Source organism: Mycobacterium sp. NGS68 (assembly GCF_059812195.1).
Genome location: NZ_JCALCE010000022.1, coordinates 1 through 11,572 on the forward strand (window position 1 = coordinate 1; position 11,572 = coordinate 11,572).

The following is an 11,572-nucleotide window of genomic DNA, read 5'->3' on the forward strand; positions in this document are numbered from 1 at the left end:
TAATTCGCACCGTAAATTGCGCCCAGGCGCCGGGAATATCGCGACTTCGAGGCACTACGGAAAGTGAAGTTATCAGCAGCTGCGCTGCATCGGTGACGACCGCGTTGGACTTCCAGGAAATACCCAGAATAGGGACAGCTGCGGTAAACCTTCCATTTTCTCGGCTACCGGTGAACAGGCCCCAAAACGCCGCTGATCTGCGTTATACCGATCTCCGCGAGGTAATGGATTCTTCGAATCGGAGTGGCCGCCGCGCCTAGTACGGGCCGGACTCCGGCTGATCCGGCTCGGGCGCCTCCGGCTGCTCCGATTCAGACGCCTCGGGTGCGTCCTCCGCCTCCCGCGACGCGGGCGCCTCACCTGCGTCCGCCACCTCCGGCTCAGACGCCTCGGCGACCTCCGCCGGCGGCGCCGCCGTGACCTCGAGGACGCCGTCGTCGAAGGGCTCGTATATCGGCGACCCGACGCTCGCGGGCGCGGGCGTGTCGGAGTGGGCGCCGCAGCCGTACTGCTTGTCCACGACGTGCCCGTCGGCGGAGAGCTCGTTGCCGCATACCCCGAACATCGCGCCAAGCGAGCCGGCCAGCGGCAGGAAGAAGCCGCAGTCGCGGCACACTCGCTTGGTGGATCGCGACATCGCCGACGCGGGACCGTAGTCGCCGTCGTGCCATCGCTCGGCGGCGTCGGCGCGACCCCATGCGCTCATCACCCACTGCCGGCCCAGCCCGATCTCCGCGGCGGTCTCGTCCACCTGGGGGTCGCCGCTGGCGCTGTAACCGGGAACTAGTCGCGGGTCGTCGGAGGCGGGCGCCAGCAGGTCGCCAGGACTCAGGTCGCCCGGCCTGACCCGCTGGTCCCACGGCACCCACTCGGGAGCCAGCAGCGCCGTCGGCCCGGGGATCAGCACCACTTCGCTGACCGTCGCGTGGTCCGCACCGGGATACGCGCCGACGACAACCGCCCACTGCCACCCGTGGTAGCCGGGCAGGTGCGCCAGGAACCGGTGGGTCGCGGCGACCGGGCCTTCGTAGCCGACGCCCAGGTAGTCGCCCACCGTCTCGGCGCCGCTGAACTCCGCGACGGCCGCCCTGGCCTGGTCGACGGCACCCGTGAGCACCGCCGCCAACGCCTCGGGCCACTCGGTCACCGACGGCACGACTGCCTCCTCGATGGGTCCGCTCACACTGTTACCTCTCTGCCCCTGCCTTTGCGCCTCCATACTGCCGGAAGGCAGGGTTGACGAGCCACACCCGGCCACTTGCAGACGCACGCTGTCGGCATAGGACAGAATTGAACGGTGTCTGGACGGCGGCGTGATCATCCGGGACGCGCGGCCCCAAACCCCGGCCGCCGGCCCGCCAACCAGCATCCGGGCATGGCCAACTACCCTCCGACCGACGCCCCCGCCGACTATGGCCGGACCCGTCGTCCGCCGCCGATGCCCAGCGCCAACCGGTATCTCCCGCCGCTGGGCGACCGGCAACCACCGCCATCCCCACCCCCGCCGCCTCGGGGTCCCGCACCGGGCGGTGCCGGCGAACGGATCACCGTTACCCGCGCCGCGGCCATGCGCAGCCGCGAGATGGGTTCCCGGATGTACTGGGCGGTCCAGCGGGCCGCCACCGCGGACGGCGCGGACAAGTCCGGCCTGACGGCGCTGACCTGGCCGGTGGTCGCGAATTTCGCGACCGACGCCGCGATGGCCGTCGCGCTGGCCAACACGCTGTTCTTCGCCGCGGCCAGCGGGGAGAGCAAGTCCAAGGTGGCGCTGTACCTGCTGATCACCATCGCACCGTTCGCGGTCATCGCGCCGCTGATCGGGCCGGCGCTGGACAAGCTGCAGCACGGCCGCCGGGTCGCCCTGGCCGCGTCGTTCGCGCTTCGAACGCTGCTGGCCGTGGTGCTGATCATGAACTACGACGCCGCCAACGGCAGCTTCCCGTCGTGGGTGTTGTATCCCTGCGCGCTGGCCATGATGGTGTTCTCGAAGTCGTTCAGCGTGCTGCGCAGTGCCGTGACGCCCAGGGTGATGCCGCCGAGCATCGACCTGGTCCGGGTCAACTCCCGGCTGACCGTGTTCGGCCTGCTCGGCGGGACCATCGCCGGCGGTGCGGTGGCCGCGGGCGTCGAGTTCGCCGGCACCCACTTGGTGAAGCTGCCCGGCGCCCTGTTCGTCGTCGTCGCGGTGACTGTCGCCGGCACGATTCTGTCGATGCGGATCCCGCGTTGGGTCGAGGTCACCGCGGGCGAGGTTCCGGCCACTTTGAGCTACCACCAGGACGGTCCCCACCCGCAACCGGGACCGCCGGAAGCCAGGAACGCAGGCGGATCGTTGCGACAACCGTTGGGCCGCAACATCATCACCTCACTGTGGGGCAACTGCACGATCAAGGTGATGGTCGGCTTCCTGTTCCTGTATCCCGCGTTCGTCGCCAAGGCTCACCAGGCCAACGGATGGGTTCAGCTGGGCATGCTGGGCCTGATCGGCGCGGCGGCCGGAGTCGGCAATTTCGGCGGCAATTTCGCCAGCGCCCGCCTGCAACTGGGCAGGCCGGCGGTGCTCGTGGTGCGCTGCACGGTGGCCGTCACCGTGTTTGCGCTGGCGGCCGCGGTCGCCGGCGCCCTGTGGATGGCCGCCGTTGCCACCCTGATCACCTCGGCGTCCAGCGCGATCGCGAAGGCCTCGCTGGACGCCTCCCTGCAGCAAGACCTGCCCGAGGAGTCGCGGGCGTCGGGATTCGGCCGTTCGGAGTCGACGCTGCAGTTGGCCTGGGTGCTGGGGGGTGCGGTCGGAGTCCTGGTGTACACCGAGCTGTGGGTCGGGTTCACCGCGGTCAGCTCGCTGCTGATCCTGGGCCTCGCGCAGACGATCGTCAGCTTCCGCGGCAACTCCCTGATCCCGGGCCTCGGCGGCAACCGGCCGGTGGTGGCCGAGCAGGAAGTCACACGGCCCAGTGCCGTCGGCCCGTCGGGAGTGTGGAAGTGAAGCGCAGCGTCCTCGTCGTGCTGGCGGTCGCGGTGGCCTTGCTTGCCGTCGGGGCCGGGATCGGCGCGTGGCTGTGGGCCTATACGCCCGGTCCCCATCAGCCGGAGATCAGCGTGTACTCGCGCGGTCACCTGACCCGCGTCGGGCCCTACTTCTACTGCGACGTGCTCAACCTCAACGACTGCCAGAACCCGGAGACCGAAGGCGAATTGCGGGCCACGACACGCTATCCCGTGCAGCTGTCGGTGCCCGAAGCCATATCCAAAGCGCCCTGGGCACTGCGTCTGGTGTACGAAGACCCCGCCAATCCCGCCATCGACTTCTTCCCCCGCGGGACCAGGCTGGCCGTCACCATCCCGACCGTCGACGCGCAGCGCGGTCGCCTGAACCAGATCGTGGTCCAATTGCTGACCATTGCGCACTTCCCGTCGGGCGAGGACCGTCCCTACTCGCACGCGGAATGGTCTGTGCGACTGGTGTATTGAGCGACGGCACGCCGGGAGCTAGCGAAAGAATCCCGACAACCCGGTGCCGACGTTGAATCCGCCCGAGTTGAGGCCGCCGCCGGAGTTCCCGTAGCCCGAGTTGTGACCGGCGCCGGAATTACCCACACCCGAGTCGTGATCGCCGGAGTTCAAGAAACCGGTGTCGTAGGTGCCGGTGTTACCGACGCCGACGACGTGGTTCCCCGAGTTACCGAAGCCCACCTGCAAGCTGCTGTTGCCGTGGTTGAAGAATCCCGTGTTCTTTCCGCCGCCGCTGGCGTTGCCGAAGCCCGAGTTGTATCCGCCGCCACCGGCGTTCCCGAAGCCGGAGGTATAGCCGCCCGCCGACGAGTTTCCGGCGCCCGAGCTGTAATCACCCGAGTTGAAGAAGCCAGAGTTGCCGGTACCCGTGTTGCCGAAGCCCGAGTTGCCGGTGTGGACGGCAGCGCTGCCGATACCCGTGTTGACGTCGCCGGCATCCCATAATCCGGTGTTGCTGTCGCCCGAATTGGCAAGGCCCGTGTTCCCGAAACCGGAATTGAAGAAACCGGTATTGCCGGCCTGACCGATCGATCCGGGAAACGCGGGGTTGTTGCCATTGCCGCCGGAATTGAAGGCGCCCGTGTTGTCCAGACCCGCATTGGACCACCCCACGTTGCCGAAGCCCGCATTCCCCCAGCCCACATTGTGGTTGCCCGCGTTGAAGAAACCGACGTCATGGCCGATGAGGGTGGCGTTGCCGCCGGAGTTGAAAGCGCCGAGGCTGCCGGTACCCGAATTCAACGCGCCCATGTTGATGCTGCCCGCGTTGAAGGAGCCGGTGTTGGTGTTGCCGGCGTTCCAGATGCCGGTGTTGAGGCCGCCGGTGTTGCCGATTCCGGTATTGGTGTTGCCCGAGTTGACCAGGCCCCAGTTGGCCGTTCCGGTGTTGGCGACGCCCGCGTTGTGACTGCCCGAATTGAAAATGCCGGTGTTGCCGGTGCCGGAGTTGAACAGGCCGGTGTTGCCGGTACCGGAGTTCAACCCGCCGAAGCCAATCTGGTTGTCGCCGGTGAGCCCGATGCCGATATTCCCGTGGCCGGAGTTCGCCAGGCCGACATTGTCGTCGCCGGTGTTACCGAAACCGAAGTTGAAGTTACCGGTGTTGCCGAAGCCGATGTTGCCATGGGTGTCGTTCGCGTTCAGCCCGGCGATACCAATTTGGTTGTCGCCCTTGAGCCCGATGCCGATGTTGTTGTTGCCGACGTTGCCGATACCGATGTTGTTGTTGCCGAAGTTGCCGACGCCCCGGTTGTAGTTGCCGAGGTTGTCGACGCCCAGGTTGAACATGGACGGGGTGGTGGATGCCGTGACCAGGTTCCCGTTGCTGATGCCGATGTTGCCGACGCCGACGTTGCCGACGCCGACGTTGTGCTGGCCGATGTTGCCGTTACCCACGTTGTGCGAGGCCGCGCCCGCGGCGCCCAGCGCCGCGATTCCGTTGCCGGCGCCCAGGTTTGCCGAACCGTAGTTGCCGAGACCGACGTTGGTGTTGCCGGTGTTGCCGTTGCCGAAGTTGGAGTCGCCGGTGTTGCCGTTGCCGAGGTTGAGGGTGCCGATGTTGCCGATCCCCAGGTTTACGCCCTGCAGGGCCGGCAGGGCTTGTAGCGCGTGCTCCCAAGGCGTCAGCTGCGCGGCGACGGCCGAGACCCCGCTGTGATAGCCCGACATCGCGGCCACATCCTGTGCCCACATCCGTTCATACTGAGCCTCGACCGCCGCGATCACAGGGGCGTTGAGGCCCAACAGGTTCGACCTGACCAGCGACACCAGCTCGGACCGATTGAGCGTCACCGCCGCCGGGTGCACGGTGGCCCCCCACGCCGCCTCGAACACCGATACCGCCGCTTCGGCCTGACCGGCCGCCGACCGGGCATGGGCGGCGGCCGCGCCCAACCACATCGCATAGGGTGCGGCCGCGCTCGCCATCGCGGCTGATGCGGGACCCTGCCACGCCGCGCCGGCCAGTCCCGCCGTCACCGAACCGAACGACTCGGCCGCCGAGCTCAATTCGCTGGCCAACCCGTTCCAGGCCGCCGCCGCAGCCAGCATCGGCCCCGTTCCCGAGCCGGTAAACATCAGCGCCGAGTTGATCTCGGGTGGTAGCACAACAAAATTCATGACATCGCCCCCCTGGTGTGTCCGCGTTCAAGCCCCACGGCACCCGATTTCTTGAGCGACACCCGAACTCTAGGGCCACACCCGCGGTCGGCGGGGCGTTTTGCGAATTCTCCGAGCGGCGGGCGCTACGCGCCGTGCCCCGCCGGCACTCGCTCGCCTTCCACCGTCGGCCCCGGCGGCGTCCCGTCACCGAAAGGCCTGCCCCCTAACACTTCCCGGCCATGTTCTGTTAGCCAACCGGACAGGTCGGGACCCTTGGGCACGATGCGGGTGGGGTTGATGTCGGCGTGCACGATGTAGTAGTGCTGCTTGATCTGCACGAAGTCGGTGGTGTCGCCGAAGCCCGGTGTCTGGAACAGGTCCCGCGCGTAGGCCCACAGCACCGGCAGCTCGGATAATTTGCTGCGATTGCACTTGAAATGCCCGTGGTAGACGGGGTCGAAGCGGGCCAGCGTGGTGAACAGCCGCACGTCGGCCTCGGTGATGGTGTCGCCTACCAGATATCGCTGATCCGCCAGCCGCGAACTCACCCAGTCCAGCGCGGTGAACAGCCGGTCGTAGGCCGCGTCGTACGCCTCCTGCGAACCGGCAAAGCCGCATCGATACACCCCGTTGTTGATCTCGGTATAGATCCGCTTGCTCACCTCGTCGATCTCGTCGCGCAACTCCGCGGGATAGAGCTGCGGCGCGCCCGCCCGGTGATACGCGGTCCATTCCGTCGAGAAGTCCAAAGTGATCTGGGCGAAGTCGTTGGTCACCACCGCCCCGGTCGGCACGTCGACGATCGCCGGAACGGTGATTCCCTTGGGGTAGTCGGGGAAGCGCTTGAAATAGGCGTCCTGCAGTCGCGGGATCTGCAGCACAGGGTCGACGCCGCCGGGGTCCAGGTCGAACGTCCAACTCCGCCGGTCGTGGGTGGGCCCGCAAAACCCAATGGAGATAGCACTTTCCAGACCCAACAACCGTCGAACGATGATCGTGCGGTTGGCCCATGGACAGGCGCGGGCGACGACGAGACGATACCTGCCGGGCTCCACCGGAAAGCCGTCACGCCCGTCGGCGGTGATGCGGGTGGTGATGTAGTCGGTATCGCGGCTGAATTCGCCCTTCCCCACGTAAGAACCCATGGCTCACAGTTTCGCATCCGACGGCGACGCCGTCAGGAACCGCCGGGCCACGTTGTCTTCGGCTGACGGACCCGGTTCCCAATGCGCGATCCACGGACCGGTGCCCGCGGACTGATCGATGACGCCCTCCTCCAGCCACGTGTAGCGGCCGCCAAGCAGCGCGTCGGTCAACCGAACGTCGCTGCTGTCGGTGTTGGCCCATAGCCCGTGGAACAACGCCTCGACCCGCAGTGTCGCTTGCTCACAGAACGTTTCGGCCAGCTCGTACGCCTGCCGGCCGGTCACCGGGTCGGTGGACCGCGCGGCCTCGGCCTTCACGCACGCCGCGGACATGGCGAACAGCTCGGCGCCGATGTCGACGATGCGCCCCAGGAAGCCCTGCTTTTCCTCCAGCTTGGCCTGCCAGCGCGCCATCCCGTAGAAGGTGTTGCGGGCCAGCTTGCGTGACGAGCGTTCGACGAACCGCAGGTGCGATGCCAACGAGCCGAACTGGCCGTACGCGGTGGGCCGCTGGCCCTCACCAAAGACGAGCTGCGGCAACCATTTTGCGTAGAAGCCGCTGGCCCCCACCGCGGCCGCAGCCTTCTGCCGCAAGTCGGCGTCCGGCTTGGCGAGGTCGCCGGCGGCGTTCAGGTGGGCGTCCACGGCCTCCCGCGCGATGAGCAGCCGCATGATCTCGCTGGACCCCTCGAAGATCCGGTTGATCCGCTGATCCCGCAGCGCCTGCTCCACCGGTACCGCGCGCTCGCCGCGCGCCGCAAGCGATTCCGCGGTCTCGTACCCGCGTCCGCCGCGGATCTGCATCAGCTCGTCGGCGATTCGCCACGCCATCTCACTGGACCACAGCTTGGCCAGTGCGGCCTCGATCCGGATGTCGTTGCGGCCCTCGTCGGCCATCTGTCCCGACAGTTCGAGCACCGCGTCCAGCGCGTAATTGGTGGCCGCGATGAACGAAAGCTTGCTGGCGACCGCCTCGTGCTTGCCCAGCGGCTTACCCCACTGCACCCGTTCGCGCGACCACTCGCGCGCGATCTTCAGCGACCACTTGGCCGCTCCCGTGGCGGTCGCGGGAATCGACAGCCGCCCGGCGTTCAGCGTGGTCAGCGCGATCCTCAGGCCGTCGCCCTCGCGGCCGATCAGGTTCTCGCTGGGCACCCGGACACCGTGCAACCTGGTGACGCCGTTCTCGATGCCGCGCAGTCCCATGAACTTGTTGCGCCGCTCGACGGTAATCCCGGGCGAATCGGCCTCGACGACGAACGCGCTGATCCCGCCCTTATGCCCCTCGCTGCGCGGCACCCGCGCCATGACCACCAGCAGATCGGCCACCACGCCGTTGGTGGTCCACAACTTCACGCCCTCGAGTTCGTAGGCCTGCCCGTCCTCTATCGGTGTCGCCGTCGACGCCAGCCGCGCCGGGTCGGAACCCACGTCGGGCTCGGTGAGCAGAAACGCCGAGATGGCGCCGGCGGCACAGCGCGGCAGGAACTTTCGCTTCTGCTCCGGTGTCCCGGCCAGCTTGAGCGGTTCGGGCACACCGATCGACTGATGCGCCGACAGCAGTGCGCCCAGGCTCGGGTGCACCGACGACACCATCATCAGCGCGCGGTTGTACGCCACCTGCGACATGTTGAGGCCGCCGTACTCGGATGGGATCTTCATGCCGAAGCAGCCCAGCTCCGCCAGACCCTGCACGTACTCGTCGGGGATCTCGGCGTCGCGCTCGATGACGGAGCCGTCGACGCCGTCGAGAAACTTCCGCAGCCGGTCCAGGAACTCGCCAGTGCGGGCCTCGTCCGCGTCGGACGGCCTGGGGAAGGGGTGTATCAGCTCTAGCGGAAAGCGACCGAGGAATAGTTCTTTGGCAAAAGACGGTTTATCCCAACCACTTTCGCGAGACTCTTCGGCGAGTGCCCGCGCCTGCTCCGCGGTGACCTGTGCTTGCTCAGCCATCGACGCCTCCTGAGTATCAATCTGCCGACCGTGATACCGATCACTTCAAGCAAAGAAATACCCGTTTCGCGCCGGATTCCCCTCAGCCGCTAACGGCCAAGCCTTTTCCGCCTCAGGCGTCGAACTCGCGGGCGACAGCCTTGACCACCTCGGAGACCTGCCGGGCGGTCTTGCGGTCCGGGTAGCGCCCCTTGCGCAGCTCGGGCTGCACCTTGTCTTCCAGGAACGTGATCAGATCCGCGACCATGCCATGCAGCTCGTCGGGGCTGTGCTTGTGCTCGGGAGGCGCCTCGCGTCGCGTCTTGGCCAGGCTGGGCGGCGGATCGATCAGCTTCAGGCTCAGCGCCTGCGGTCCGCGGCGTCCGGATGCGACTCCGAACTCCACCCGCTGACCCGCCTTGAGGCCTTCGATACCCGCGGGCAACGCCGACGAACGGACGTAGACGTCCTCGCCGTCCTCCTGCGACAAGAAGCCGAACCCCTTATCGGAGTCGTACCACTTCACCTTGCCGGTCGGCACTGCTCTCACCTGCTTTATCTGATGGATCGTTACTATGGGCAACAGAATGAAGCGTCCCGCTTGCGCAGGACGCAATGTGGTTTCTGATCCTACTCGGATGGTTGCACGCGAAGCACCCCTGAGTACCCCTTACTCGGTAGGGTGACAGTACCGCTGGAGGAAAGATGCGCCTGGCCCTCAACATCATCTGGGTGGTTTTCGGCGGCCTGTGGATGGCCCTGGGCTACCTGCTCGCCGCGCTGGTCAGCTTTCTGCTCATCGTCACCATCCCGTTCGGCTTCGCGTCCCTGCGGATCGCGTCGTACGCGTTGTGGCCGTTCGGCCGAACGATCGTCGACAAGCCGGGCGCGGGAACCCCGACGCTGATCGGCAACGTCGTCTGGGTGGTGCTGGCTGGGGTCTGGCTGGCCCTCGGGCATTTGGTCAGCGCGGCGACGACGGCCGCCACGATCGTGGGCATTCCGCTCGCGCTGGCTCACCTCAAGCTCATCCCGGTGTCGTTGATGCCGTTGGGCAAGGAGATCGTTCCGGTCGGTTCGCCGACGCGAAACGATCAGGTGGCCGCGTGACGATGACCGCCCTGGGTGTCCCGACGGTGCGCCGCCGGGACACCGGCACGCCCGCGGCGGTGCCCTCGGAAGGCCCTTTGCTGGACACCTTCGGCCGCGTCGCCACCGATTTGCGGGTCTCGCTGACCGACCGCTGCAACCTGCGCTGCACTTACTGCATGCCAGCCGACGGCCTGGACTGGCTGCCCGGCCAGCAGTTGCTGCGGCCCGACGAGTTGGCCCGCCTGATGGGCATCGCCGTCACCCGGCTGGCCGTCACCAGCGTGCGGTTCACCGGCGGTGAGCCGCTGCTGGCTCGCCATCTCGAGGAGGTGGTCTCGGCGGCGGCCGCGCTCACGCCGCGCCCGGAGATCTCGCTCACCACCAACGGCGTGGGGCTGGCCCGGCGCGCGAAAGCTCTGGCGGCGGCGGGCCTCAACCGGGTCAACGTGTCGCTGGACAGCGTCAACCGCGACCACTTCGCCGCCATCACCCGACGGGACCGGCTCGCCGACGTGCTGGCCGGGCTGGCCGCCGCCGGCCACGCGGGTCTGACGCCGGTCAAGGTCAACGCCGTGCTGGACGCGCACACCGGCCGCGAGGACGTCGTCGAGCTGCTGCGGTTCTGCCTCGAGCACGGCTACCAGTTGCGGGTCATCGAACAGATGCCGCTGGACGCCGGTCACCAGTGGCGTCGTGGTGACGCGCTGAGCGCCGACGACGTGCTGGCGGCGCTGCGGCCGCACTTCCGGCTGCGGCCGGACCCGGCGCCGCGCGGATCGGCCCCGGCCGAGCTGTGGCTGGTCGACACGGGCCCGAACACGCCGACCGGAAAGTTCGGCGTCATCGCCTCGGTCTCGCATGCCTTCTGCTCGACCTGTGACCGCACCCGGCTGACGGCCGACGGGCAGATCCGCAGCTGCCTGTTCTCCGCCGAGGAGACCGATCTGCGCGGCCTGCTGCGCGGCGGCGCGGACGACGACGCGATCGAGGCGGCGTGGCGCGCCGCGATGTGGGCCAAGCCGGCCGGCCACGGCATCAATGACCCCGACTTCATTCAGCCCGACCGCCCGATGAGCGCGATCGGCGGCTGACCGATGGCGCCGCTGACCGCCGCCGCCGGCATAAAGGTGACCGTCCGCTACTTCGCCGCCGCGCAGGCGGCCGCGGGCGCCGAATCCGAGACGCTGACGCTGCCGCGGGGTGCGACCGTCGCCGATTTGGTCGACGGATTGGCCGCCCGCGGGGGTTCGCTGGCGACGGTGTTGAGCCGATGCTCGTACCTCTGCGACGGCATCGCGGTGCGCAACGAGACACAACCGTTGCGCCCCGGAAACACGATCGACGTGTTACCGCCGTTCGCCGGCGGATGAAAATGTGAAATGCGTCACGTAACGGAACGATAACGGCGCGGACACGCTTCGATGTCGGGCGGTAGTGACCTGCGCAAATCCGCTGTGTTCCTGGCGATTTACCAAATGAATCGCCGGAAAACGCCGGGTTCCCCAAAAAGTGACGGGACAAACAGAACCCGCTAGCGTCTCGGGAGGCTCGCCAAGCTAACCCGTGGCGTTCCTCCCTCCCTATCGCGCCGAGCTCCATCCAATAGGCGGGGGACACCGACCGTGGATGGAGGCGGGGGACCCACCGGTCCACCGCGATCGGACCGGAGCCGTGACCGGCTCCTTGGGGTGAAGCCTGCGCTGTCCCGTGTGGATACGCGTTGGCCGGGTGCCTTCTCCACCCGAACCCGACAGCTGACCTCGCAGGCGCGTAAAGAGAGGAATCACGGC

The 11,572-nt window shown here is 67.6% G+C and carries 10 protein-coding genes and 1 riboswitch; of the genes, 5 read left to right on the forward strand and 5 right to left on the reverse strand.

All coding sequences use genetic code 11. The features are described from left to right. Positions 1-256: 256 nt before the first annotated feature. On the reverse strand, positions 257-1,183 hold the full coding sequence (locus AC5Y5V_RS21650; RefSeq protein WP_499939718.1) for a DUF3027 domain-containing protein: 927 nt from the start codon (positions 1,181-1,183) through the stop codon (positions 257-259). 192 nt (positions 1,184-1,375) lie between these two features. Between AC5Y5V_RS21650 and AC5Y5V_RS21655 the strand changes: the two genes are divergently transcribed. After that, positions 1,376-2,986, forward strand: coding sequence for an MFS transporter (locus tag AC5Y5V_RS21655; RefSeq protein ID WP_499939720.1), 1,611 nt, complete (start codon positions 1,376-1,378; stop codon positions 2,984-2,986). Further along, positions 2,983-3,471, forward strand: a complete 489-nt coding sequence (locus AC5Y5V_RS21660; protein ID WP_499939722.1) for a DUF2771 domain-containing protein — start codon at positions 2,983-2,985, stop codon at positions 3,469-3,471. The genes AC5Y5V_RS21655 and AC5Y5V_RS21660 overlap by 4 nt, the downstream gene beginning before the upstream one ends. 18 nt (positions 3,472-3,489) lie before the next feature. Here AC5Y5V_RS21660 and AC5Y5V_RS21665 read toward each other — a convergent pair whose 3' ends face one another. From AC5Y5V_RS21665 to AC5Y5V_RS21680, 4 genes are all read right to left on the reverse strand, one after another. Beyond that, positions 3,490-5,631, reverse strand: a complete 2,142-nt coding sequence (locus tag AC5Y5V_RS21665; RefSeq protein WP_499939724.1) for a PPE family protein — start codon at positions 5,629-5,631, stop codon at positions 3,490-3,492. 125 nt (positions 5,632-5,756) lie between these two features. Further along, entirely contained in the window at positions 5,757-6,758 is a 1,002-nt protein-coding gene (locus AC5Y5V_RS21670; protein ID WP_499939726.1) for a glutathione S-transferase family protein, read from the reverse strand. Between the two features lie 3 nt (positions 6,759-6,761). Next, positions 6,762-8,711: an acyl-CoA dehydrogenase family protein gene (locus AC5Y5V_RS21675; protein ID WP_499939728.1), complete on the reverse strand. Its 1,950-nt coding sequence runs from the start codon at positions 8,709-8,711 to the stop codon at positions 6,762-6,764. Positions 8,712-8,823: 112 nt separating this feature from the next. After that, positions 8,824-9,231, reverse strand: a complete 408-nt coding sequence (locus tag AC5Y5V_RS21680; RefSeq protein WP_499939730.1) for a cold-shock protein — start codon at positions 9,229-9,231, stop codon at positions 8,824-8,826. A gap of 164 nt (positions 9,232-9,395) precedes the next feature. Between AC5Y5V_RS21680 and AC5Y5V_RS21685 the strand changes: the two genes are divergently transcribed. The 3 genes from AC5Y5V_RS21685 to AC5Y5V_RS21695 are packed head-to-tail and all read left to right on the forward strand — an operon-like array spanning position 9,396 to position 11,152. Continuing rightward, positions 9,396-9,800 (forward strand): YccF domain-containing protein, encoded by a 405-nt coding sequence (locus AC5Y5V_RS21685; protein ID WP_499939733.1) that lies wholly within the window; start codon positions 9,396-9,398, stop codon positions 9,798-9,800. Next, positions 9,797-10,873, forward strand: a complete 1,077-nt coding sequence (moaA, locus tag AC5Y5V_RS21690; protein WP_499939735.1) for a GTP 3',8-cyclase MoaA — start codon at positions 9,797-9,799, stop codon at positions 10,871-10,873. Before AC5Y5V_RS21685 ends, moaA begins: the two co-directional genes overlap by 4 nt. 3 nt (positions 10,874-10,876) lie before the next feature. Next, positions 10,877-11,152: a MoaD/ThiS family protein gene (locus AC5Y5V_RS21695; RefSeq protein WP_499939737.1), complete on the forward strand. Its 276-nt coding sequence runs from the start codon at positions 10,877-10,879 to the stop codon at positions 11,150-11,152. A gap of 206 nt (positions 11,153-11,358) precedes the next feature. Beyond that, a riboswitch (cyclic di-AMP (ydaO/yuaA leader) is annotated at positions 11,359-11,567 on the forward strand. The last annotated feature ends 5 nt before the right edge of the window (positions 11,568-11,572 follow it).

Excerpts from the sequence above, each read along its gene's own strand:
- AC5Y5V_RS21685 (WP_499939733.1), top strand. The coding sequence starts at position 9,396 with ATGCGCCTGGCCCTCAACATCATCTGGGTGGTTTTCGGCGGCCTGTGG.
- AC5Y5V_RS21675 (WP_499939728.1), bottom strand. The coding sequence starts at position 8,711 with ATGGCTGAGCAAGCACAGGTCACCGCGGAGCAGGCGCGGGCACTCGCC.
- AC5Y5V_RS21695 (WP_499939737.1), top strand. The coding sequence starts at position 10,877 with ATGGCGCCGCTGACCGCCGCCGCCGGCATAAAGGTGACCGTCCGCTAC.
- AC5Y5V_RS21665 (WP_499939724.1), bottom strand. The coding sequence starts at position 5,631 with ATGAATTTTGTTGTGCTACCACCCGAGATCAACTCGGCGCTGATGTTT.
- AC5Y5V_RS21655 (WP_499939720.1), top strand. The coding sequence starts at position 1,376 with ATGGCCAACTACCCTCCGACCGACGCCCCCGCCGACTATGGCCGGACC.
- AC5Y5V_RS21670 (WP_499939726.1), bottom strand. The coding sequence starts at position 6,758 with ATGGGTTCTTACGTGGGGAAGGGCGAATTCAGCCGCGATACCGACTAC.